General features: G+C 65.5%; 25 protein-coding genes and 1 tRNA gene. 17 read left to right on the forward strand and 9 right to left on the reverse strand.

The features are described 5' to 3' along the window. Nucleotides 1-32: 32 nt before the first annotated feature. From LC083_RS04120 to LC083_RS04130, 3 genes are read left to right on the forward strand one after another with little or no spacing between them, the layout of a single operon-like run. Nucleotides 33-953 (forward strand): phytoene/squalene synthase family protein, encoded by a 921-nt coding sequence (locus tag LC083_RS04120; protein ID WP_226699299.1) that lies wholly within the window; start codon nucleotides 33-35, stop codon nucleotides 951-953. Between the two features lie 36 nt (nucleotides 954-989). Further along, nucleotides 990-2858 (forward strand): acetyl/propionyl/methylcrotonyl-CoA carboxylase subunit alpha, encoded by a 1869-nt coding sequence (locus tag LC083_RS04125; protein WP_226699300.1) that lies wholly within the window; start codon nucleotides 990-992, stop codon nucleotides 2856-2858. 58 nt (nucleotides 2859-2916) lie between these two features. After that, entirely contained in the window at nucleotides 2917-4467 is a 1551-nt protein-coding gene (locus tag LC083_RS04130; protein ID WP_226699301.1) for an acyl-CoA carboxylase subunit beta, read from the forward strand. On the opposite strand, the gene LC083_RS04135 is transcribed toward LC083_RS04130, so the two are convergent. Beyond that, nucleotides 4464-5729 (reverse strand): multidrug effflux MFS transporter, encoded by a 1266-nt coding sequence (locus tag LC083_RS04135; RefSeq protein WP_226700015.1) that lies wholly within the window; start codon nucleotides 5727-5729, stop codon nucleotides 4464-4466. The genes LC083_RS04130 and LC083_RS04135 overlap by 4 nt on opposite strands. A gap of 65 nt (nucleotides 5730-5794) precedes the next feature. Here LC083_RS04135 and dinB point away from each other — a divergent pair, with 65 nt between their 5' ends. Beyond that, complete coding sequence (dinB, locus tag LC083_RS04140; protein ID WP_226699302.1) at nucleotides 5795-6910, forward strand: DNA polymerase IV; 1116 nt, start codon at nucleotides 5795-5797, stop codon at nucleotides 6908-6910. Here dinB and LC083_RS04145 read toward each other — a convergent pair. From LC083_RS04145 to LC083_RS04165, 5 genes are all read right to left on the reverse strand, one after another. After that, nucleotides 6907-7377 (reverse strand): NUDIX domain-containing protein, encoded by a 471-nt coding sequence (locus LC083_RS04145; protein WP_226699303.1) that lies wholly within the window; start codon nucleotides 7375-7377, stop codon nucleotides 6907-6909. The two genes, dinB and LC083_RS04145, sit on opposite strands and share 4 nt — an antisense overlap. After that, the gene (locus LC083_RS04150; protein WP_226699304.1) at nucleotides 7365-7985 is read right to left on the reverse strand and encodes a 6-phosphogluconolactonase; all 621 of its coding nucleotides are present in this window, start codon (nucleotides 7983-7985) and stop codon (nucleotides 7365-7367) included. Before LC083_RS04150 ends, LC083_RS04145 begins: the two co-directional genes overlap by 13 nt. A 73-nt stretch (nucleotides 7986-8058) precedes the next feature. Continuing rightward, nucleotides 8059-8520 (reverse strand): Dps family protein, encoded by a 462-nt coding sequence (locus LC083_RS04155; RefSeq protein ID WP_224831164.1) that lies wholly within the window; start codon nucleotides 8518-8520, stop codon nucleotides 8059-8061. 99 nt (nucleotides 8521-8619) lie between these two features. Continuing rightward, nucleotides 8620-9180, reverse strand: coding sequence for a hypothetical protein (locus tag LC083_RS04160; RefSeq protein WP_226699305.1), 561 nt, complete (start codon nucleotides 9178-9180; stop codon nucleotides 8620-8622). A 10-nt stretch (nucleotides 9181-9190) separates the two neighbouring features. Beyond that, nucleotides 9191-10507: an alkaline phosphatase PhoX gene (locus tag LC083_RS04165; protein WP_226699306.1), complete on the reverse strand. Its 1317-nt coding sequence runs from the start codon at nucleotides 10505-10507 to the stop codon at nucleotides 9191-9193. Nucleotides 10508-10588: 81 nt separating this feature from the next. Here LC083_RS04165 and LC083_RS04170 point away from each other — a divergent pair, with 81 nt between their 5' ends. Continuing rightward, complete coding sequence (locus LC083_RS04170; protein ID WP_160608197.1) at nucleotides 10589-11383, forward strand: SDR family oxidoreductase; 795 nt, start codon at nucleotides 10589-10591, stop codon at nucleotides 11381-11383. Nucleotides 11384-11475: 92 nt separating this feature from the next. Beyond that, on the forward strand, nucleotides 11476-12465 hold the full coding sequence (locus LC083_RS04175; protein WP_226699307.1) for a L,D-transpeptidase family protein: 990 nt from the start codon (nucleotides 11476-11478) through the stop codon (nucleotides 12463-12465). A 22-nt stretch (nucleotides 12466-12487) separates the two neighbouring features. Here LC083_RS04175 and LC083_RS04180 read toward each other — a convergent pair. Next, nucleotides 12488-12561, reverse strand: a tRNA-Gly gene (locus LC083_RS04180). Between the two features lie 115 nt (nucleotides 12562-12676). On the opposite strand from LC083_RS04180, the gene LC083_RS04185 reads away from it, so the two are divergent. The 6 genes from LC083_RS04185 (at nucleotide 12677) to LC083_RS04210 (ending at nucleotide 17801) form a co-directional block, all read left to right on the forward strand. Then, complete coding sequence (locus LC083_RS04185; protein WP_226699308.1) at nucleotides 12677-13750, forward strand: PLP-dependent cysteine synthase family protein; 1074 nt, start codon at nucleotides 12677-12679, stop codon at nucleotides 13748-13750. Between the two features lie 27 nt (nucleotides 13751-13777). Continuing rightward, nucleotides 13778-14992, forward strand: a complete 1215-nt coding sequence (locus LC083_RS04190) for a DUF819 domain-containing protein (protein ID WP_226699309.1) — start codon at nucleotides 13778-13780, stop codon at nucleotides 14990-14992. Nucleotides 14993-15081: 89 nt separating this feature from the next. Beyond that, complete coding sequence (locus LC083_RS04195; protein ID WP_226699310.1) at nucleotides 15082-16575, forward strand: CoA-acylating methylmalonate-semialdehyde dehydrogenase; 1494 nt, start codon at nucleotides 15082-15084, stop codon at nucleotides 16573-16575. Between the two features lie 47 nt (nucleotides 16576-16622). Continuing rightward, nucleotides 16623-17099 carry a hypothetical protein gene (locus tag LC083_RS04200; RefSeq protein WP_226699311.1) on the forward strand — a complete coding sequence of 159 codons (477 nt, stop codon included), beginning with the start codon at nucleotides 16623-16625 and terminating at the stop codon, nucleotides 17097-17099. A gap of 1 nt (nucleotide 17100) precedes the next feature. Continuing rightward, nucleotides 17101-17397 (forward strand): I78 family peptidase inhibitor, encoded by a 297-nt coding sequence (locus LC083_RS04205; protein WP_226699312.1) that lies wholly within the window; start codon nucleotides 17101-17103, stop codon nucleotides 17395-17397. Then, on the forward strand, nucleotides 17394-17801 hold the full coding sequence (locus tag LC083_RS04210) for a RidA family protein (protein WP_226699313.1): 408 nt from the start codon (nucleotides 17394-17396) through the stop codon (nucleotides 17799-17801). The genes LC083_RS04205 and LC083_RS04210 overlap by 4 nt, the downstream gene beginning before the upstream one ends. Here LC083_RS04210 and LC083_RS04215 read toward each other — a convergent pair. Beyond that, on the reverse strand, nucleotides 17798-18001 hold the full coding sequence (locus tag LC083_RS04215) for a DUF2892 domain-containing protein (RefSeq protein ID WP_226699314.1): 204 nt from the start codon (nucleotides 17999-18001) through the stop codon (nucleotides 17798-17800). The genes LC083_RS04210 and LC083_RS04215 overlap by 4 nt on opposite strands. 265 nt (nucleotides 18002-18266) lie before the next feature. Between LC083_RS04215 and LC083_RS04220 the strand changes: the two genes are divergently transcribed. The 5 genes from LC083_RS04220 to mmsB are packed head-to-tail and all read left to right on the forward strand — an operon-like array spanning nucleotide 18267 to nucleotide 22397. Next, nucleotides 18267-19412, forward strand: a complete 1146-nt coding sequence (locus tag LC083_RS04220) for an acyl-CoA dehydrogenase family protein (protein ID WP_222553733.1) — start codon at nucleotides 18267-18269, stop codon at nucleotides 19410-19412. Next, nucleotides 19409-20455 (forward strand): enoyl-CoA hydratase/isomerase family protein, encoded by a 1047-nt coding sequence (locus LC083_RS04225; RefSeq protein ID WP_226699315.1) that lies wholly within the window; start codon nucleotides 19409-19411, stop codon nucleotides 20453-20455. Before LC083_RS04220 ends, LC083_RS04225 begins: the two co-directional genes overlap by 4 nt. Continuing rightward, nucleotides 20452-21234: an enoyl-CoA hydratase-related protein gene (locus LC083_RS04230; protein WP_226699316.1), complete on the forward strand. Its 783-nt coding sequence runs from the start codon at nucleotides 20452-20454 to the stop codon at nucleotides 21232-21234. Before LC083_RS04225 ends, LC083_RS04230 begins: the two co-directional genes overlap by 4 nt. A gap of 12 nt (nucleotides 21235-21246) precedes the next feature. Further along, nucleotides 21247-21534, forward strand: coding sequence for a hypothetical protein (locus LC083_RS04235; protein ID WP_226699317.1), 288 nt, complete (start codon nucleotides 21247-21249; stop codon nucleotides 21532-21534). Then, nucleotides 21531-22397, forward strand: a complete 867-nt coding sequence (gene mmsB, locus LC083_RS04240) for a 3-hydroxyisobutyrate dehydrogenase (protein ID WP_226699318.1) — start codon at nucleotides 21531-21533, stop codon at nucleotides 22395-22397. Before LC083_RS04235 ends, mmsB begins: the two co-directional genes overlap by 4 nt. Here mmsB and LC083_RS04245 read toward each other — a convergent pair. Continuing rightward, a complete protein-coding gene (locus LC083_RS04245; RefSeq protein WP_226699319.1) occupies nucleotides 22384-23106 on the reverse strand; it encodes a hypothetical protein in 723 nt (240 codons plus the stop codon). The genes mmsB and LC083_RS04245 overlap by 14 nt on opposite strands. Between the last annotated feature and the right edge of the window lie 61 nt (nucleotides 23107-23167).

Consider the following 23167-nt stretch of genomic DNA (forward strand, 5'->3'; position numbering starts at 1 on the left):
GCGAGCGGCACTTCCTGGTCGACAAGGCGCGCGTGGCGATCGAGGAAGGCTCGCACAGTTTCGCCGCCGCTTCCAAGCTGTTCGATCGCGGAACGCGGGAGCGGGCGTGGCTGCTCTATGCCTGGTGCCGCCGCTGCGACGACATCGCAGACAACCAGGACAAGGGCGGGCCGCTGGGCGACCAGGGCGACCTGAAGAACGCGGAAGACCGCGTGCAAGCGATCCGCGTGCTGACGAAGCGCGCGCTCGACGAACAGCCCACGGCCGATTTCGCTTTCGACGCCTTCGGGCTGGTCGCCGACGAGACGGGTCTCACCTGGGAAATGGCCAACGACATGATCGGCGGCTTCGCGCTCGATGCGACCCGCTGGCAGCCCAAGACCGAGGCCGACATGCTGCGCTATTGCTATCACGTGGCAGGTTCCGTCGGCGTGATGATGGCCGTGGTGATGGGCGTGAGCACCGACGACGGCGAAACGCTCGACCGGGCCTGCGATCTCGGGCTGGCCTTCCAGATGGCGAACATCGCGCGCGATATCGTCGAGGATGCCGAAGCGGGGCGCTGCTACCTGCCTGCGACATGGCTGGCCGAAAAGGGCTGGCAGGCAGGCGAACACGCGCATCCGGACAATCGCTTCGTCCTCGCCAGCCTGATGCCGCGCCTGATAACGCTGATGGAAAAGCACGAGGCAGCATCGAAACTCGGCGCGAAGAAGCTGCGGTTCCGCCAGCGATGGGCTGTGCTGGCCGCGGCCAATATCTACGGCGCCATCGGGCGCAAGGTTCTCTCCCGCGGGCAGAAGGCCTGGGACCGCCGCGTGCGCGTGAGCGGGCTCGAAAAGCTCTGGCACGTCGCCACCGCCTTCTTCGAAGCGCTGTGGAACCGGCCCTCCGGTCCTGCCGAACCGATCATCTGGACACGCCACGATTTCCGCCCCGTTGCAGGCTGGTAGCTTGAAGCTGCGCGACGCTACGTCTAGCGAGCGTCCATGATCCAAAAGCTCCTCATCGCCAATCGCGGCGAGATCGCCTGCCGCATCATCCGCACCGCGCGTGAAATGGGCATCGCCACTGTCGCGGTCTATTCGGATGCCGATGCCAAGGCGCTGCATGTCCGCTCCGCAGACGAGGCGGTCCACATCGGCCCCTCGCCCGCTGCCGAAAGCTATCTGGTGGGCGAGAAGATCATCGCCGCCGCGAAGCAGACGGGCGCCGAGGCGATCCATCCGGGCTACGGATTCCTCTCCGAAAACGCAGGTTTCGCGCAGGCCGTGATCGACGCGGGGCTGATCTGGGTCGGACCGAAGCCGGCCAGCATCGAAGCGATGGGCCTGAAGGATGCCGCCAAGGAGCGCATGATTGCAGCGGGCGTGCCGGTGACGCCGGGCTATCTCGGCGAGGACCAGTCGGTCGAACGCCTCAAGAAAGAAGCCAACGGGATCGGTTATCCCGTGCTGATCAAGGCGGTCGCAGGCGGCGGCGGCAAGGGGATGCGCAAGGTCGATGTCGCAGCCGATTTCGAGGCCGCGCTGGAGAGTTGCCGGCGCGAGGCCAAGGCCAGCTTTTCCAACGACGAGGTGCTGCTGGAGAAGTGGATCACCTCGCCGCGCCATATCGAGGTGCAGGTCTTCGGCGATAGCCACGGCAACGTCGTCCACCTGTTCGAACGCGACTGCTCATTGCAGCGCCGCCACCAGAAGGTGATCGAGGAAGCCCCCGCCCCCGGCATGGACGAGGCCACGCGCGAGCAAATCTGCGCCGCCGCCGTGCGCGCCGCCAAGGCGGTCGATTACGAGGGTGCGGGCACGATCGAATTCATCGCCGATGCCAGCGAAGGCCTGCGCGCCGACCGCATTTTCTTCATGGAAATGAATACCCGCCTGCAGGTGGAGCACCCGGTGACCGAGGAGATCACCGGCGTGGACCTGGTGGAATGGCAGCTGCGCGTCGCAAGCGGCGAGCCGATCCCGCTGAAGCAGGAAGACCTCGCCATCGACGGCTGGGCCATCGAGGCGCGGCTCTATGCGGAGGATCCGGCGAAGGGGTTCTTGCCCAGTACCGGTCGGCTCGACCACCTCGAATTCGTCGAGGAAGGGCGCGTGGAAACGGGCGTCGAGGAAGGCGATGCGATCTCGCCCTTCTACGACCCGATGGTGGCCAAGCTGGTCAGTTGGGGCGAAACCCGCGACGAGGCCATCGAAGGTCTCGATGCCATGACCGCGGGCGTCGAAGTCTGGCCCGTGCGCACCAATGCCGGTTTCCTCAACCGCGCGCTCAACGATCCCGATTTCGTCATGGGGAATCTCGACACCGGCTTCATCGGCGAACGGCTCGACAGCCTTCTGCCGACGGGCGAACCGGATGAGGAAGTCTGGCAGACCGCAGCTGCCTTCGCGCTGTTCGACGAGGACGAGGATACCGAAGGCAGCTCGCTTTCCGGATTCCGCCTCAACGCCGAACCTCGCCGCAGCGTCGCACTGGCCAATGGCGGCGAGACCCGCACCCTGTCGGGCGATGGCGCGCTGCCGGAGGCGACCGGCCTCCTCGATGCGGAAAGCGTCATCGTGTTCGACGAGGGCATGGCCTATGACTTCGCGCTGTCGACACGCGGCGGCGGCCATCACCATGCCCACGACGGCGACATCATCGCCCCCATGCCGGGCAAGGTCATCGCGGTCGATGTGGCAGAAGGAGACAGCGTCACCGCCGGCCAGCGCCTGATGGTGCTCGAAGCGATGAAGATGGAGCACGCGCTCACCGCACCGTTCGACGGGACCGTTACCGGCCTGTCGGTCAGCGCCGGCAGCCAAGTACAGGTCGAAGCCGTGCTCGCGGTTGTGGAGCCCGTCGAAGAATAGGGCTTTCCTTTCGGCCCATCCCTTGCAAGCGTGCCTTCCCTGAGGAGAGAGCACGCGCATGGGCTGGGACAAGGAACTGGAAGAACTGCGCCACCGCGAGGCGCTGGCCGAGCAGATGGGCGGCGCGGACAAGGTCGCCCGCCAGCATGGGCGCGGCAAGATGGACGCGCGCGCCCGGCTCGCCGCGCTGTGCGACGAGGGCTCTTTCCGCGAAATCGGCAAGATCGCAGGACGCGGTTCCTATGACGAGGACGGCAATCTCACCGGCGTCCTTCCCGCCCCGTTTCTGTTCGGCAAGGCGCTGGTGAACGGCCGCCCGGTCGTGGCCACGGCCGACGACTTCACCATTCGCGGCGGGGCGGCCGACGCAGGCATCAGCCGCAAGATGGTGCAGGCCGAGAAGATGGCGCACGAGTTGAAGCTGCCCATCATCCGCATGATCGACGGCACCGGCGGCGGCGGCAGCGTCAAGACGCTGGAACAGATCGGCGCGACCTATATCCCCGCCGTTCCCGGCTGGTCGGACGTGGTGAAGAACCTCGACACGGTGCCGGTCGTCGCCCTCGCGCTCGGCCCGACGGCAGGCCTCGGCGCGGCGCGCACGGTCGCCAGCCATTACTCGGTCATGGTCAAGGGCCTCAGCCAGATCTTCGCGGCCGGACCTGCCGTGGTCGACGGGCTGGGCGAAGCCTACAAGGGTTCGACCGACCACCAGCAGGCCAAGGAAGACCTGGGCGGTTCGGAAATCCATACCCGCAACGGCGTGGTCGACGACGAGGTAGGAAGCGAGGCCGAGGCCTTCGCCCGCGCGCGCCATTTCCTGTCCTTCATGCCCGAGCACGTCGGCCAGCTTGCCCGCCGCTCGCTCTGCACCGACCCGGTCCACCGGCGCGAGGATGCGCTGTCCGCCCTTGTCCCGCGCGATCCAAAGGCGGTCTATTCGATGCGCCGTTGCATGGAGATGGTGTTCGACCAGGGCACCGTGTTCGAGATCGGGCGGATGTGGGGCCGAGCCTGCATCACCGCGCTCGCCCGGCTGGACGGCTGGCCAGTCATGGTGCTCGCAAGCGATCCCAGCTACCTTGGCGGTTCGTGGGAAGCCAAGACCAGCGAGAAGGTCGAACGCTTCGTCAAGCTGGCCGACCAGTTCCGCCTGCCGATCGTCCACCTCGTCGACAACCCGGGCTTCATGATCGGGCGCGAGGCGGAAATGGCAGGCACGATCAGGTACGGCGTGCAGGCGATGAACGCGATCTACAAGGCCAGCGTCCCGCTCGCCTCCGTGGTCCTGCGCCGCGCATATGGCATCGCCGGCAGCGCCATGAGCAATGCCGAGACTTACCAGTACCGATACTGCTGGCCTTCGGGAGACTGGGGCAGCCTGCCCATCGCGGGCGGGCTGGAGGTCGCCTACAAGTCGGAGCTCGAAGCCGCGGACGATCCGGTCGCCGAACTGGAAGCGATCCGCGCACGGCTGGACAAGGTCACCAGCCCCTTCCGCAGTGCCGAGCGCTTCAATGTCGAGGACATCATCGACCCGCGCGACACACGGCCCCTGCTGTGCGAATTCGCCTCGCTCGCCTGGCGCAGGCTGGAAGCGGAAAGCTAGGCGTCGTCTTCCATCTTGTCCCCGAACAGCGTGCCGCGTTCGGAAAACAGCACGAAGGCAAGGCTAAGCACCGCCGTCACCAGCAGCGCCAGCGCCAGCGGACGCGCGGTCCCGTCATAGGCAAAGCCGACGAAGGCACCGAGCAGCGCCCCGCTGGTCATGCGCAGGAAGCCCTGCGCGCTCGAGGCCGCGCCCGCGATGTGGCGGAACGGCTGCAAGGCGATCGAGCCGAAATTGGCACCGATGAAGCCCAGCAGGCTCATGTTCGCCGCCATCAGCGGGACGAAGGTCCACAGCGTCTCGTCGGGCTGGTTGGCGAAATAGAGCTGGACCGCGGCAATCGCGATGAAGGCGAACAGCGCGGCATGGCTCACCTTGCGCGCGCCGAAGCGCTCGACGATGCGGCTGTTCGACCAGTTGGCGAGCGCCATGCAGCCTGCGCAGATCGCGAAGATCAGCGGGAAGCGGTCGCCCGCGCCGAAGGCCTCGCCGATCAGCTGCTGGCTCGAATTGATGAAGCCGAACAATCCGCCGAAGACCAGCGCGCTGCCGAGCGTGTAGCCGATGGTCTCGCGCAGGGTCAGTGCGGCCTTCATGTTGCGCGCGATCACCGGGATGCGGATTTCCTGCCGGTCTTCCTCGTGCAGAGTTTCTGGCAGGCGGAAATAGACCCAAGCGCTCATCGCCACGCCTGCCACGGCCATGGATACGAAGATCCAGCGCCAGTCGCCCATCAGCACCAGCACGCCCTGCCCGACACTGGGCGCGACGGCGGGCACGAGCAGGAAGATCACGAAGATCAGGCTCATCATGCGCGCCATCCGGTCACCGCCCACGCGGTCGCGGATGATGGCCGGCGGCAGGGCAATGATGCCCGCCGCAAAGAAACCTTGGGCCGCACGCAGCGCCACCAGCCCGTCGAAACTGGTCACCAGCGCGCAGGCGATCGACAGCACGATGTAGAGGAACAGCGCGACGAACAGCACGGGCCGTCGGCCGTACCGGTCGGCAAATGCCCCCGGCACCAGCGTGCCGATGCCAGCGGCGAGCAGGTAAGCGCCGACCACGAACTGGCGGCGATTGCCCTCCGCACCCAGGTCCCCGGCCAGCACGTCGAGCGCGGGCAGGATTGCGTCGATGCCGAAAGCATTCAGCGCCATCAGCAGCGCCATCATCCAGATGAGTTCGCGCTCGCCTATCGGCGCACGCCTTGCGGCGGCGGCCGGGGGTCGTTCCCCGCTGGCAAGCTGGTCGTTTCGCATTTGCACAAAATGGCGGGTGGCGCACAAGGTTCCGCTTTGCAACCCGTGTCGCTATCTGATGTTGCATGAGCGACACGGAAGGCAGCGATGAGGAGGAGGCCGACGGCCTCAGGAAAATCATCCATGTCGACATGGATGCCTTCTTCGCCAGCGTCGAACAGCGCGACAATCCGGAACTGCGCGGCAAGCCCGTGGCGGTCGGCGGGTCGAGCGGGCGCGGCGTGGTCGCCGCCGCCAGTTACGAAGCGCGCAAATTCGGCGTGCGGAGCGCGATGCCCTCGGTCACGGCCAAGCGCCTGTGCCCCGACCTCATCTTCTGCAAATCGCGCTTCGACGTCTATAGCGAGGTCAGCCAGCAGATCCGCGCGATCTTCCGCCACCATACCGATCTTGTCGAACCGCTGAGCCTCGACGAAGCCTATCTCGACGTGACGGAGGACAAGCTGGGCATCGGCAGCGCGACCCGCATTGCCGAACTGATCCGGCAGGAAATCCGCGCCAAGACGAAGCTGACCGCGAGCGCGGGCGTGTCCTACAACAAGTTTCTCGCCAAGCTCGCCAGCGACCAGAACAAGCCCGACGGCCTGTGCGTGATTCGTCCCGGCGAAGGCGCGGCCTTCGTCCAGTCGCTGCCCGTCCGGCGCTTCCACGGTGTGGGCCCCAAGGGCGCGGAGAAGATGGATCGGCTGGGCATCGAGACCGGTGCCGACCTTGCCGCCAAGGACATCGAGTGGCTGCGCGCCCATTTCGGCAGCTTCGCAGATTACCTCTTCCGTGCGGCGCGGGGTATCGACCTCAGGCCCGTCCGCTCCAGCCGTATCCGCAAGTCGGTCGGAGGCGAGCGCACCTTCAGCCGCGACCTGTCATCGGGCAGCGAATTGCGCGAGACGATGGAGGACATCATCGACATCGTCTGGGGCTATATCGAACGGGCAGAAGCGAAGGGGCGCACGGTCACGCTGAAGATGAAGTACACCGACTTCCAGATTTTCAGCCGCACAAAGACGGTCGACAGGCCGATCGAGAGCAAGGAAGAATTCGCCGCCATCGGCCGCGCATTGCTGGAAGAAGTCCTGCCGCTGCCCATGCCGATCCGGCTGATGGGCCTGACCTTGTCAAAACTGCAGCGCGACGGCGAGGACGAGCCGTCCCGCCCCGACGCGCAGCTCAGCCTGCTCTAGCCTGCGCGCTGGCGCCACAGCTCCAGCCGCGCGCGCGTGCGCGGGCTGAGCGGTTCGGGCAGCGAATGCGTGGGAAAGAAGCGCGCTTCGACGATTTCGCGCCCGTCGGCCTTTGGGACGTCGTTCACCACGCCCGAGAAGATATGCGCCGTGTGCGCTGCGCCCGAAAGTGTTTCGTTGATCGTGCCGATCTGCTTGAGCGCGCTGATCTCGCAGCCGACTTCCTCGCGCAATTCGCGCCGGGCGGCGTCTTCGGGCCTCTCGCCCCGGTCGATGCCGCCGCCGACAAAGTACCAGAAATCGGGACCGTAGCTGTGTCGCACCAGCAGGATCTGCCCTTCGAAGTCGCGCGCGATCACGCTGACACCGTCGCGGCTCACGCCGGTGCGCTGCCGCACGATGGCGCGGATACGATAGGCGATGCGTAGGGCGAACCGGTGGGCCGGAACCGGGATCAGGTGAAGCATGTCACCGGCTGGCTCGCGCCCGACAGGAAACGGGCGACGGGAAGGTCGCTGGCACCGGCAGCGGCTGCATCGAACACGGCGCGCTTGTCCTCGCCGCGGATCACGAAAGCAACCTGCGCGGAATCGAGCAGGGCCGGCAGCGTCAGGCTGATGCGGTCGAAAGGGGCTTCGGGCGGCAGCGGATCGGGGGTCAGGCGCACGATCCGCCGTGCTTCATCGAGCTGCGGATCGGTGTTGGGGAAGAGCGAGGCGATATGCCCGTCCGCCCCCATGCCGAGCCAGGCAAGATCGAAGCGCGGCACGGCTTCCATTTCGGTCAGCGTCACCACTTCGGCACCTGCCGGCTCGAACAGGGCGCGCAGCTTGCCGGTGTTCGAGGCTGCATGGTCTTCCGGCACGATCCGGTCGTCGTTCGGCCAGACAACCAGCCGCGCGAAGTCGAGATCGCTTTCCAGCAGCTTGCCGATGATGGGAAAGGGGGTCGAGCCGCCCGGCACGGTGATGGTCACCGGACCTTCGGTGGACGCCAGCGCCTCCCCAAGACGGGCCGCCAGCCAATCGGCGATCGCGCCGTCGTCCGCATTCTCGATGATCGTTACGTCAGCCATGCCCGTCACATACAGCAAACCCGTCCGCACCCAAGGTGCGAACGGGCCTGAATTGGTATTTTTTCCGAAGGCCTTACTTGGCGGTCTGGTTGAGGAACCAGATGCGCTCCTCCGTCTGGTCGATCCAGTCGTCGACGATGCCGCTGGTGGCATTATCGCCCACCGCTTCGGCTTCTTCCTTCACTTTGGCCAAGCGGTCGTGAAGCTTGCGATTGTCGTCGCGCAGTTCGGCCACCATCGCATCGGCGGTGATGGTGACGTCGTCCTGGTCGGCGATCTTGGTCTCGCTCGCGATCGTTCCGATCGAGGTGAGCGTGTATTCATCGTTCTTGCGCACGCGCTCGCCGATGGCGTCGACCGTCCCGATGAGCTGGGCGGCCTGTTCGTCGAACAGCAGGTGCAGGTCGCGGAAACGCGGCCCGGCGACGTGCCAGTGGAAGTTCTTGGTCTTCATGTAGAGCGCCAGCGTATCGGCCAGCGCGCCGTTCAGAGCGGTCACGAGACCGGCTTTCGAATTGTTGCCGAGTTCGGCCATGATTTTTCCCCTTTGTCGGATTTCTGTCTTGTCCAACCAACGGTCGGGCAAGCGGGGAGTTTCATGGTGTATCTAGGTCGGCTTAATCGCTTCAGACGATTACGATATCAATCCGCGAACGAATAATCCGATTGTTACAGCCATCACTGCGAGCATGAAAGCAAGGCCAAGTCGCAGGCCTCTCAGCGGCAATTTTGCAAGCCTCGGCCCCAAGGCATAGCCGGTCGCCATGGCCGCCATTCCGCCGATTGCGCCTCCCGCCGCGGCCATGTGCGGCAGGGCGAGCGCCGCCCCCAATGCGAAGACGACGAAGCGCGCAGCATCGGTCGCCTGCCGCAAGATCAGCGTGAGCGCAGCCGCGCCGAGCGAGCGGGTCGGCTCCTCCGGCATCCGGCCGCGGATGGGCCATGCCAGTTCGGCTGCAGACAGCAGCAGCGCCAGCGCGACGAACATCTGCGATGCATTGATCGACAGCATTTCGGCAAACCGACCGCCCGCCCATCCGGCCAGCGCGCCGGTCAGCGCCGCGCAGGCTAGCGCGGTAGCGAGGAGACCTGTCGAGGGCCCCAGCTTCGTCCTCAAATGCGCCACCAGCAGTTGGTCGCGCGCGCCCGCCGACAGCACGAAGCTGGCGACAAGGGCGAAGAAAAACGCGCTCATTCCCTGCCCGTCAGGCGGCCCAGGGCCCGGTAATCGCTATCGTGCGGGTCGGCGAATAGGCGTTGACGAAGAACCACTTGCCATCGGGTGAGAAACACCCGCCGGCCAGTTCGGTCTGCAGGTGCAAGCGTCCGAAGTCGTAGGGCTGACCGTCAGGCGTGATACCGCGCAGATGATTGTCGACGACCGGCGTGTACTGGTCCTCGCACACGATCAGATGGCCATTTGGCCCGACCGTCAGGTTGTCGCCGTAATTGAACTGGTGCTGGCTCTCGCTTTCGAAGAACAGCGAGAAGCGGTCCGCGCCCTTCCCGCGTCCCGGGGTCAGGCGGAAGACCTGCCCGAACTTGGCGAACCCGCCGCTGGTCGAGCAGACATAAAGTTCGTTCTCGCCCATGTGGATGCCCTCTCCCCTCGCAATCACGGCAGCGCCCATGCGGGCGGCGCGGGTGCGCAGGTCGTCTTCGGGTGCCTCCACATCATCGAGATCGATCCACCGGACGGCGAAATCGCGGCCCACCGGCATGACCGGCGTATCGAAATTGCGCGTATCGGCGATGCCGTCGACGACCATGGCCTGCAACTTGCCGCCTTCGGCCAGCTTGCCCGCGACTTTCGGGATGAAGCGGTAGAGCACGGAATCCGACCGGTCCTCGGTCAGATAGACGTATCCGGTGACGGGATCGACGCAGGCGGCTTCGTGGTTGAAGCGGCCCATGGCCTTCAGCGGCACGGCATCGACCAGCCCTTCCGCATCGGCGGGCACTTCGAACACCCAGCCATGGTCGCGCCCCAGCTTGTCGGGCGCGATCTGGTCGGGCTTGCTGACGAATTCCTCGCAGGTCAGCCAGCTGCCCCAAGGTGTGATCCCGCCCGCGCAATTGCGAATCGTCCCGGCGAGCGAGCGGTATTCGCGCTTCTTCTCCAAGGTAGAAGCATCGAGCACCAGCGTGGTCGTGCCGCCCGGCAGGACGAACTGGCCCGCTGCCTTGTCATAGCCGGTGGGGATGGTGCCGCCCGACCCGTCGGTGGGGACAAGCTCATGGTTGCGCACCAGCGCGATCTCGCCGTTCGGCAGCGGCAGGCAGCCCATGCCGTCGGCCTTGTCCGGCACCGTACCCCCGTCGTTCATCACGTCGTCAAGGCTCGACAGCAGCCGGTAGGTGAAACCTTGCGGCAGGTCGATGAGGCCCGCCGGATCGGGCACGAACGGGCCGTAGCCCACCGCCTGCGTCGCACCGCGCGTCATGCAGCCGCTGAGCGTGAGCGCTCCGAAAGCGGTGGCAGTGGCGGACAGGAACTGGCGGCGGTGCAACTGGGCGGTCATCGAAAGTCTCTCCATTGGCCGAGTGGCCTCGCCATGCGATAGCAGGGTGACTCGCAAATGACAGCACGAGAGGAGAGGCGGATGAAATTGACCGAAGGCATGGCCGCAGTGGTGACCGGCGGCGCATCGGGACTGGGCAAGGCAAGCGCCAGCGCACTGGCGGACCTGGGCCTCAAGGTGACGATCTTCGACGTCAACGAGGAGGCAGGCCAGGCCCATGCAGAGGCCATCGGCGGCCATTTCGCCTATGTCGACATCACCGACGAACAATCGGTGGTCGACGGTTTCGCCTCGGCCCGCGCGGCGCACGGACAGGAACGCGTGACGGTCCACTGCGCCATGACCAGCCGCCGCGGCAAGACGCTGGGCTGGGACAAGGAGACAGGTGGCTACAAGCGTCTCTCGACCGAAGATTACGCTTTTGGGGCGGAGGGCATCCTCGTCTCGTCCTATCGCATCGCCAGCCACTCCGCGCTGGGCATGGCGAACTCCGAACCGCTGAACGAGGACGGGGAGCGCGGCTGCATCACGCTGACCGCCAGCGTGGCCGCGCAGGACGGCCAGATCGGGCAGGTCATCTACGGCAGCTGCAAGGCGGGCGTGAACGGCCTCGTCCTGCCTATGGCGCGCGACCTCATGGACCTTGGCATCAGGGTGAACTCGGTCATGCCGGGCATTTTCGCGACACCGCTGATGCTGGGCATGAAGGACCGCAACCCGCAGATGTGGGACCAGCTCAATGCCAGCGTCCCCTTTCCCAAGCGGCTCGGCCATCCGGAGGAATTCGCCTCGCTGATCTGCGAGATTGCTCGCAACAGCTACATCAACGGACACCAGTTCCGGCTCGACGGCGCGATCAGGATGCCGCCGAAATAGGGGGCCATCGCTCAACCCGTCGCGCGAAGGCTTGACTGGCATCGCCTTTGCGGGAGAACCTGCGGGCAGAGCCGTTTTCGGGGGAATTTGCCATGCGTTTGCTTCTTGCCTTTGCCGCTTTCACCGCCCTTGCAGCCGCCCAGCCGGCCCTTGCGCAAGGGGAGAAGGTCAGCTCCGTCGTGGAGCTTGCCCAGAAGGCGGAATTGCTGAAGCCGGGCCAATGGGTCTGGGCCCCCGAAATCTCGCCCGAAGGTCCGGTGGTGGTCTATGTCGACCTGACCCGCCAGATTGCCGACATCTACCGCAACGGCGTGCGCATCGGGGTGTCGACCGTCTCCACCGGCAAGCCCGGTCACGAGACGCCGACCGGCGTGTTCGCGATCCTCCAGAAGGACCGCAACCACCACTCCTCGACCTATAACAATGCGCCCATGCCCTTCCAGCAGCGGCTGACCTGGGACGGGGTGGCGCTGCATGCAGGCGGCCTGCCGGGTTATCCGGAAAGCCATGGCTGCGTGCACCTGCCCTACAAGTTTGCCGAGCAGCTGTTCGGCACCACCTCGATGGGCGGCACGGTGATCGTGCAGGGCCGCGCCGGCGCGCCGATCAAATATCCGGCTGGCGGCGTGCTGTCGCCGGCAACCGCTTCGGGGCTGCCCGAAAACTACCGGCCGCTCGCCGCGGACGAAACCTTCCGCTGGGACGACGAGGCGGCAGAGCCGGGTCCGCTTTCGGTGGTCATCTCGACCTCGGACAACAAGATGGTGGTCATGCGTTCGGGCAAGGAAATCGCCCGTTCCCGCATCGAACTGGACGGCGCGCCGAGCGAGACGATCGTGGCGACCCTGTCATTCGATCCCGACGGAACCCCGCACTGGTCGATGGTGCCCCTGCCCGGCCATCACGATGCGACCGGCCACCCGATCGACCCGAGCGTGCTCAACCGCCTGCGCATCCCGCATGGCATGATCACGCGCCTGCGTGCACAGATGACCGCAGGGACGCATGTCCTGCTGACCCATGCCAGCGTCGATGCCAACACGACCGCCGTGCCGCTGACGGTGATGGCCGCCAACGACTGAGAATTCCGGGCTTTCGGAAAGCTGGAGCGGGTGAAGGGAATCGAACCCTCGTCGTCAGCTTGGGAAGCTGCTGCTCTACCATTGAGCTACACCCGCGAGGCGGCGCGGCGCTTGCCACGGATGGCGCAGCGCGGTCAATCGGTTCCGGCAGCAGCGGAAAAAGGGGCCGGCGCGGGTTCACCTTCGCGGTTTAGCCGATAGAAGGGGGCCCATGGCGACCAAGCGTGAATGGGTGAACTGGGCGATCGGGCGGATCGAGGCGGACTTCAACCGTTCGGCCGATACGCACCTGATCCCCCTGCCTGTGCCCGCGCTGCCCGATATCGCCATCTACCTGAAGGACGAATCGAGCCACCCGACCGGCAGCCTCAAGCACCGGCTGGCGCGTTCGCTGTTCCTTTACGGCCTGTGCAACGGCTGGATCTGCGAAGGCACGCCCATCGTCGAGGCATCGAGCGGGTCGACCGCAGTGTCCGAAGCCTATTTCGCGCGGATGCTGGGCCTGCCCTTCATCGCCGTGGTCCCCAAATCGACCGCGCAGGCGAAGATCGACGCCATCGCCTTTCATGGCGGCAAGTGCCACTTCGTCGACAATCCTTGCGAGATGTACGACGCGGCCCAGTCGCTCGCCGACGAGCTTGGCGGCCATTACATCGACCAGTTCACTTTCGCCGAGCGCGCGACCGACTGGCGCAGCAACAACAATATCGCCGAATCGATCTTCGCGCAGATGGCGCGCGAGCCCCATCCGGTGCCGCGCTGGATCGTCTGCGGCGCAGGCACCGGCGGCACCTCGGCCACCATCGGCCGCTTCGCCCGCTACAATCGCCACGACACGCGCGTCTGCGTGGCCGATCCGGAAGGCTCGGTGTTCCATCGCCACTGGGCCGACCGGTCGATCGAGCGCGTCGACCATCCCTCCGGCTGCATCGAGGGCATCGGCCGCCAGCGGGTCGAGCCGAGCTTCCTGCCCGACGTGGTCGACCGCATGGAGGCGGTCAGCGACGAATGCTCCATCGCCGCCGCCCACGAGGTGAGCGAACGGCTGGGAAGGCGCTGCGGCGGATCGACCGGGACCAATGTCTGGGCCTGCGCCAAGATCGCCGCCGACATGGCCGAACGCGGCCTCAAGGGCTCCATCGTGTCCATCCTGTGCGACGACGGCGCGCGCTATGCCGACACGATTTTCGACGCTGGCTGGCTGGCGCAGAAGGGCTTCGACATCACGCCCCAGCGCAAGAAGATAGCCCACTTCTTCGAGACCGGCACATTCGCAGCCGGCTGACCGGATACTCCCCGAGGAGAGCAATACGTGATTACCGACGACCGGATCATCCTGGGCCTGCTGGGCGTGGTGCTGGCATTCGTCTTCGCAACGCGCGACCGGCCGGGCTGGCAGAAGTTCTACACTTTCGTGCCGATCATCCTTGTCTGTTACCTCGTCCCCTCTCTGATGGTGACCTTCGGCCTGATCGACGTCACGGAGAGCAATCTGTGGACCGTGGCGAAGGACTTCTTCCTGCCTGCCGCCCTGTTCCTGATGACGCTGAGCATTGATCTCAAGGGCATTCTCGGCCTCGGCAGCAAGGCGATCATCATGTTCCTGACCGCCACGCTCGGCATCGTGCTGGGCGGTCCGGTCGCGCTGTTCATCGTCGCACAGTTCGACCCCTCGATCATCGGGACGGGCGACAATGCCGCATGGCGCGGGCTTGCCACGCTCGCCGGGAGCTGGATCGGCGGCGGTGCCAACCAGACCGCGATGCTCGAAGTCTACGGCTACAATATCGAGCGCTATTCGGCGCTCATCGCGGTCGACATCATCGTCGCCAATATCTGGATGATCTTCCTTCTCTACGGCGCAGGGGCGAGCGAGAAGGTCGACCGCTGGCTCGGCGCGGACAGCAGCGCGATCGACGCGCTGCGCGACAAGATGGCCGATTACACCAGCTCGGTCGAACGCGTGGCCAAGGCCAACGACTATGTCCTGCTCTTCGGCGTGACACTGGCCGTGGTCGGCCTGTGCCATCTCGCCGGCAATGCGCTGGGCGGCTTCTTCGCCGAATTGCAGGGCGAGGACGCGACGCTGGCGAGCGGGTTCTTCTGGGTCGTGGTCATTGCAACCACGTTCGGCCTTCTCGCCAGCTTCACCCGCGCCCGCGAACTCGAAGGCGTCGGCGCGAGCAAGTTCGGCACGCTGTTCATCTTCCTCCTCGTCGCGATCATCGGCACGAAGATGGACGTGACCCAGCTAGGCGAAGCGCCCGGCTTCATGGCCGTCGGCCTGATCTGGATGGTCTTCCACGTCATCCTGCTGCTGGCCGTGGCAAAGCTCATCAAAGCGCCGTTCTTCTTCGTGGCCGTCGGCAGCAAGGCGAACGTGGGCGGCGCGGCTTCGGCACCGGTCGTGGCAGCGGCGTTCCATCCGGCCCTTGCGCCAGTGGGTGTGCTGCTCGCCGTTCTGGGCTATGCCTTGGGCACATACGGCGCGATCCTGTGCGCGCAGATGATGGCAGCGGTCGGTTAGGCGCAAATCAGGGCGGTTTCATTTGATACCGGTTGATTTCGGAGCCTCGCCTTGCCAAGGCCGCTGGCAAGAAGAGAGAGGATTCCCCCATGCGTCAGGTTGACCATTTCATCGTCGGCGACAGCCCCGCCGCCACCCGCAAGCACCAGATCTGGAACCCCTCAACGGGCGAGGTCCAGGCCGAGGTCGCGCTGGGTGATGCGGCGCTCCTGCAGCAGGCCGTCGATGCGGCGAAGAAGGTCCAGCCCGCCTGGGCGGCAACCAACCCGCAGAAGCGCGCCCGCGTCATGTTCGAATTCAAGCGGCTGGTTGAAGCGAACAAGCAGGAACTCGCCGAACTGCTCTCGAGCGAACACGGCAAGGTGGTGGAAGACGCGCATGGCGACGTGCAGCGCGGTCTGGAGGTCATCGAGTTCGCCTGCGGTATCCCGCAGGCTCTGAAGGGCGAATACACGCAAGGCGCGGGCCCCGGCATCGACGTCTATTCGATGCGCCAGCCGCTCGGCATCGGGGCTGGCATCACCCCGTTCAATTTCCCGGCGATGATCCCGATGTGGATGTTCGGCATGGCGATCGCGGCAGGCAATGCCTTTATCCTCAAGCCGTCCGAACGCGATCCCAGCGTGCCGGTGCGCCTTGCCGAGATGATGCTCGAGGCAGGCGCGCCCGAAGGTCTCTTGCAGGTTGTCCACGGCGACAAGGAAATGGTCGATGCCATCCTCGACCATCCCGACATTCCCGCGATCAGCTTCGTCGGCTCGTCCGACATCGCGCAGTACATCTACTCCCGCGGTGCGGCCAATGCGAAGCGCGTGCAGGCCTTCGGCGGCGCGAAGAACCACGGCATCGTGATGCCCGATGCCGATCTCGACCAAGTGGTGAACGATCTTGCCGGCGCAGCCTTCGGTTCGGCTGGCGAGCGCTGCATGGCGCTGCCCGTCGTAGTGCCGGTGGGCGAGGATACGGCCGACAGGCTGCGCGAAAAGCTAATCCCAGCGATCAACGCGCTGCGGGTCGGTGTCTCCAACGATCCCGATGCGCATTACGGACCGGTCGTCACGCCCGAACACAAGGCGCGCGTCGAAGGCTGGATCGACACGGCCGAAAAGGAAGGCGCCGAAGTCGTAATCGACGGCCGCGGCTTCCGCCTGCAGGGCCACGAGAACGGCTTCTTCGTCGGCCCGACGGTGCTCGACCGCGTCACCACCGACATGGACAGTTACAAGGAAGAAATCTTCGGGCCCGTGCTCCAGATCGTGCGCGCCAGGGACTTCGAGGATGCGGTCCGCCTGCCGAGCGAGCACCAGTACGGCAACGGCGTAGCCATCTTCACCCGCAACGGCCACGCCGCGCGCGAATTCGCGAGCCGCGTGAATGTCGGCATGGTCGGCATCAACGTGCCGATCCCGGTCCCCGTCAGTTACCACAGCTTCGGCGGCTGGAAGCGTTCGGGCTTCGGCGACATCGACCAGTACGGCATGGAAGGTTTGAAGTTCTGGACCAAGGCCAAGAAGGTCACCCAGCGCTGGCCCGACGGCGGCGGCGACGGGTCGAACGCCTTCGTCATCCCGACAATGGGATAACAACCGGCTGCGGGGCGTTGGAAGGAGGCGTTTTCAAGGAGATATCGATGCGCTTCCTGCTCTCCGCCGCCCCGCTGCTGCTGTTGGCGGGCTGCTCGGACCCCGTGCGGGATGCGGACAGGCAGGATGGTGGGGATGCTGCCATGCCGGTCGAACCCGGGGGCGGCCCCGGCGATGGCGCGACGCCGCTTCCGGACGCCCTTGTATCGGACGATATTCCCGAGGCCTTCCGCGGTATCTGGGATTATGCCGAGGGCACCTGCGACCCCGCATCGGACCTGCGCATCGAGATCGCGCCCAAATCGATCGCCTTCTACGAATCGCGGGGCGAGGTCACGCGGGTCGAAATCGACAATCCGGACCGCATCGTCGTCTCGCTCGCGATGGAGGGCGAAGGCGAAAAATGGGAAATGGCGCGCCAGTTTACGCTGAGCGAAAACGCGACCATACTCACCCCGCGTTCAGTGAACGAAGAGCAGTTCGAGCCGATGCCGCTCAAGCGGTGCGATAGCCAAGGAGAATGAGATGCGCCTGATTTTCGCTGCGATGACCGCCCTTCCCCTTGCCGCCTGCGCCACGACGAGCGGCACCGACGACCTGCCCGCCGCCCGCGCCGAAGGTTCGTGCAATGCGGCCGCCGCACAGGGCCACATCGGCCACACCGCCAGCCAGGGCATGGGCGCTGCCATCCTCAAGGACAGCGGCGCGCAATCGCTGCGCTGGGGTCCACCCGAATCGGCATGGACGATGGACTATCGTCCCGACCGGGTGAACGTGCGCTACGACCGCGACATGAAGATCACCGAAGTCACCTGCGGTTGAGCGAGCGGCGGCACGCCTTCACCGGCTCACCCTACGAAGCACAGTTCGGGTTTGCGCGCGCGGTGCGCGTCGGCAACCGCATCATCGTCGCCGGGACCGGACCGGTGGAGGACGATGGCTCCTCGACCCAAGGCGGCGCGGCCGACCAGGCCGCGCGCTGCTGCACGTTGATCCTGCGCGCCATCGAGGAGTTGGGCGGCACGGCAGCGGACGTGGTGCGCACGCGAATGTTCCTGACCGACCCGGCCGACCAGGACGCGGTAGGCGAGGTCCACGCCCGCTTTTTCGGCGCGGCGAGCCCTGCAGCGACGATGGTCGGCGCCGCGTGGCTATGCCGCAGCGAATGGCGCGTCGAGATCGAGGCCGAAGCGGTGCTAGGCGAGGGAACTTCGGGCGGCGCCTAGCCCGTCTTGCAGGTGCTGATGCCGAAGGGCAGGTAAGCCGGGCAGAACGAGACGAGGCTCGTCACCACGAAAATCGCCGCGACCACGTAAGCGATGGTGGCGAAAAGGCCGGTGATCGTTCCGGTTGCTGCAAGCACGACGAGCACGACCGCGGCAATCAGGCGGACGGTCTTGTCGAGCGATCCCATATTCTTGCGCATCACTGGTTCTCCTTAGGGCCAATCCTGGCTGGCAAACCCCTTCGTCGGGGGATGCGCACAGACTAGGCCTAAACCGGGCTGCGACATTGATCTGGCGCAATATCGACCTTCGGGGATTTGGCCCGAAATGCGAGGGCAACAAAGCTAGCTTGTCCAAGAGCGCCAAGCAGCGATTGGAAAGCGGGGCCGCACCGCCCGGCAATCGTTCGCCTGAGAGGAGGCGCGCCCCTTCCCTCCGGCCTCCAGCAGCGCTAGAGCGCGGGCCATGACAGGACAATTCCAGCTCACCGAAGAACAGCTCGCGATCCAGGAGATGGCGCAGCGTTTCACCGCCGACAACATCACCCCGCACGCTGCGGAATGGGACGAGAAATCGCACTTCCCGCGCGACGTGATCCAGCAGAGCGCCGAACTCGGCTTCGGGGCCATCTACGTGTCGGAAGAAAGCGGCGGCATCGGCCTCGGCCGGCTCGAGGCGGCACTGATCATGGAAGCCATGGCCTATGGCTGCCCGGCGACCAGCGCCTACATCTCGATCCACAACATGGCTGCCTGGATGATCGACCAGTTCGGCGGCGCGGAAGTGAAGGCAAAGTATCTTCCCGATCTCGTCACCATGGACAAGATCGCCAGCTACGCGCTTACCGAACCGGGCAGCGGCTCGGACGCCGCAGGCCTCAAGACCAGCGCGCGGCTCGACGGCGACCACTACGTCCTCAACGGCACCAAGCAGTTCATTTCGGGTGGCGGCTTCAACGACGTCTACGTGACGATGGTCCGCACCTCCGATCACAAGACCAAGGGCATCACCTGCCTCGTGATCGACAAGGACACGCCCGGCGTTTCCTTCGGCAAGCCGGAGAAGAAGCTTGGCTGGAATGCCTCGCCCACCGCGCAGGTCATTTTCGAGGATGCGCGCGTACCCGTCGCCAACCGCGTGGGGGACGAGGGCGAGGGCTTCCGCTTTGCCATGATGGGCCTTGACGGCGGCCGCCTGAACATCGGCGCCTGTTCTTTGGGTGGGGCACAGCGCTGTCTCGACGAGGCAGTGGCATACACCAAGGACCGCAAGCAGTTCGACACGCCGATCGCGGACTTCCAGAACACGCAGTTCATGCTCGCCGACATGGCGACCGAGCTGGAAGCCGCCCGCGCCCTGCTCTACCTCGCCGCGGCCAAGGTGACCGACGGCGCGCCGGACAAGAGCAAGTTTTCCGCCATGGCCAAGCGCCTCGCGACCGACAGCGGTTCGAACGTGGTCAACAACGCGCTCCAGCTGTTCGGAGGCTACGGCTACCTGCGCGAATATCCGATCGAGCGCTTCTGGCGCGACCTGCGCGTGCATTCGATCCTGGAAGGCACCAACCAGGTGATGCGCATGATCGTGGGACGGGACCTGCTTCGCCAATGAACGACGATATTAACATCCACCGCCACGGCGCGGTCGGCCACCTTTCGCTGAACCGACCCAAGGCGCTGCACGCGCTGACGCTCGACATGTGCCACGCGATGAGCGCGGCGCTGAGCGAATGGGCGGGCGACGACGCCGTCGAGGCCGTGGTGCTCGACCATGCAGAGGGACGCGGCTTCTGCGCGGGCGGGGACATCAACCTGCTGCGCAATTCTGCGCTGAACGACGGCGGCGCATCGGGCCGCGCCTTCTTCCACGACGAGTACCAGCTCAACCACCAGATGATGACCTATGACAAGCCGATCGTGGCTTTCATGGACGGCATCACCATGGGCGGCGGCGTGGGCATCGCCCTACCGGCCAGGTACCGCGTTGCGACCGAACACACGCGCTTCGCCATGCCGGAGACGGGCATCGGCCTGTTCCCGGACGTTGGCGGCGGCTGGCACCTTTCGCGCCTCGGCGGACGGCTCGGCCAGTTCCTCGCGCTGACCGGCGCACGGCTCGACGGGGCGGAGTGCCTGTGGGCGGGTATCGCCACGCATTACCTCCCGGCCGAGAAGCTGCCAGAGGCGAAAGCCCGCATCATCGAGCACCCGGGCCGCATCGCCGGCATCCTTTCGGAGCTTTCGGTGACGCCCCCGCAGGCCCGGATCGAGGGCAATGCCGACAAGATCGCCAAGCATTTCGCCTCCGACCGCTACGAGGACATCCTCGCCAGCTTGGAGGCCGACGACAGCGACTGGGCGGCCAAGGAACTGGCGACGCTCGGCACGAAAAGCCCGCAAACCTGCAAGGTTGCACTGCGCCAGTTGGCCGAAAGTCAAAATCTCGACAATTTCGCCGACAACATGGTGATGGAGTACCGCATCGCTTCCCGCGTCCTGACTCGCCCCGATTTTGCCGAGGGCGTGCGCGCGGTGATCGTGGACAAGACGAACGACCCCAAATGGGATCCGGCGACGCCCGAGGGCGTGAGCGATGAGCTGATCGACAGCATCTTCGCCCCGCTTCCCGCAGACGAGGAATGGAAACCCCTATGAGTTACGAGACCATCACCGTCGAACAGCGCGAGGCCGTCACGCTGATCACCTTGAACCGCCCGCAGGCGCTCAATGCACTCAACAGCAAGGTGCTCGAAGAACTGATAGAGGCTTTCGCCGCCTATCAGGCCGATGCCAGCCAGCTGTGCGCGGTCCTGACCGGATCGGGCGACAAGGCCTTTGCCGCCGGCGCGGACATCAAGGAAATGAGCGAGAAGGCGGCGGCCGATTTCTACCTCGACGATTTCTTTTCGCCCTGGACGAGCGAGATCGTGAAAAAGACCCGAAAGCCGTGGATCGCCGCGGTCAACGGCTTCGCCCTGGGCGGCGGGTGCGAGCTGGCCATGATGGCCGACTTCATCATTGCGAGCGAGAACGCCAAGTTCGGCCAGCCCGAAATCAAGCTGGGCGTGGCACCCGGCATGGGCGGCAGCCAGCGCCTGACCCGCGCCATCGGCAAGTCGAAGGCCATGGAGATGTGCCTCACCGGCCGCATGATGGGCGCCGAGGAAGCAGAGCGCAGCAACCTAGTCGCGCGCGTCGTGCCGCATGACAGCCTGCTCGACGAAGCCATGAAGACCGCCGCGCAAATCGCTGCCATGCCGCCCATGGCTGCCATCGCGAACAAGGAAATGGTCAACGCCGCCTTCGAGACCAGCCTCGACCAGGGCCTGATCATCGAGCGCCGCATCTTCCAGATCCTCACCGCGAGCGAGGACAAGCAGGAAGGCATGGCCGCCTTCATCGAAAAGCGCGAAGGCAAGTGGAAGGGTAGGTAAGGGACAGAGCCTATGCTCATTTTCCCGCCCTACTTCTTTCTCATCCTTGCGATCATTGGCTTCGTAATCGGTTACGTGCTTGCCTGGTTCACTAACCGGCCGGTGCGCTCTATCGGTGTCGGGGTATTCGGCGTAGTGTTTGTGGGCCTTTTCATCCTGGACTGGACGATCCCGGACCAGCCCGCCGATGCGTTATGGCTGATTGCGATGCTAGGCGCGCTCTATGGGGCTGCGACGGGCCTGCCCGCATTGTTCGGTGCTGCGGTCGGGCGGAATTTGAAGAAGGAAATGCTCAAATGAAAATCGCCTTCATCGGCCTCGGCAACATGGGCGGCGGGATGGCCGCAAACCTCGTCAAGGCGGGGCACGAGGTGAACGCATTCGACCTTTCGGAAGCGGCGCTTGCGGCCGCCAAGGAAAACGGCTGCGCGACTTTCACCGATGCCAGTGAGGCCGTGCAGGGCGTCGACGCAGTGGTCACCATGCTGCCCAATGGCGGGATCGTGAAATCGGTCTACGAAGGCAGCGTGATCGGCAAGGCTCCGGCAGGCGCCGTCCTGCTCGATTGCTCGACCATCGACGTCGCCACCGCAAAGGAAGTCATCGCGAAGGCCGAGGCCGCCGGATACGACATGGTGGACGCGCCGGTTTCCGGCGGCATCGCGGCGGCCAACGGCGGCACGCTGACTTTCATGGTAGGCGGCACCGACAAGGCGTTCCAGCGGGCCAGCGAAGTGCTCGAACCCATGGGCAAGGCCGTCATCCACGCAGGCGATGCAGGTGCGGGCCAGACGGCCAAGATCTGCAACAACATGCTGCTCGCAATCACCATGATCGGCACTGCCGAGGCCATGACCATGGCGAACAAGCTCGGCCTCGACCCGCAGAAGTTCTACGAAATTTCCAGCGTGTCGAGCGGCTACAACTGGTCATTGAATGCTTACACCCCGCTTCCCGGCGTCGGCGTGCAGAGCCCGGCGGACAATGACTACCAGGGCGGCTTTGCAACCGCGCTGATGCTCAAGGACCTGCGGCTCGCGATGGAAGCGGCGGCCAGCGTCGATGCGACGACCGTGCTGGGTTCGCAGGCTGCGGAGATCTACGAGGCGTTTGCGGAACAGAACGGCGCGCTCGATTTCTCGGCGGTAATCAAGACCCTCTGATTTCCTCGATTATCGCCGCGAGCCAGTCTCGCGGCGCTTTCCGGCGTCCGATATCGGCCACGAATTCCTGCCCGCGCGCGACGCTGCGCAGGCGATTGCCGCGCAGCCAGCGATCGGGCCTGTCGTGATAGCTCAGGCCGCCGGGCTTCAGCCATGCCGGCCGCTGCCAGATCGATGGCGGGCCTTCGGGCACCGTAAGCCGCAAGGCATCGCTCGCCCGCGCCGCTACCTGTCCGCGTCCCGAATAGACCGTGTCGTTGCTGCCGTGCATGGCAAGCGCGTGCGGATGGCCGCGTTCGACCAGCCAATCGGGCGCTCCGCCAGCGAGCGGGATGATGTCCTCGATCTCGAGAAAGCCGAAAATCCGGTGGTGCGGATCGCCGCCATTTTCGCGGAACAGACCGAAGAAGAGGAACACGTCCCCGACGCCCACGCCGCGGTTCTCAAGATGGGTTTGTGCCGCCCCGACCTGGCCGAACAGGCAGCGGCCTTCCTCGACGAACATGGGATCATGGTGGCAGGCCTCCTGCGCGCCATACCGGCCGCGGCTGGCCGAATGGGCATGGTCGCCAAGCCCGAGATCGCCATAGGTCGTATTCGAAGCCGCGCCGGCGGGGATCGGCAGGCTGACAGGCGCTCCGCCCACGATAGGCGAAGGTCCGCCACCTGCGGCGCTGTCGAAACCCTTCCTGCTGAAAATGATCCGCATACGCCCCTCGGTGCCCGTCCCCCCACCCGATGACAAGCCGGACAGTGCTGGCTAGAGCAGG

It is taken from the genome of Qipengyuania gaetbuli, from assembly GCF_020524765.1.
Taxonomy (GTDB): Bacteria; Pseudomonadota; Alphaproteobacteria; order Sphingomonadales; family Sphingomonadaceae; genus Qipengyuania; species Qipengyuania gaetbuli_A.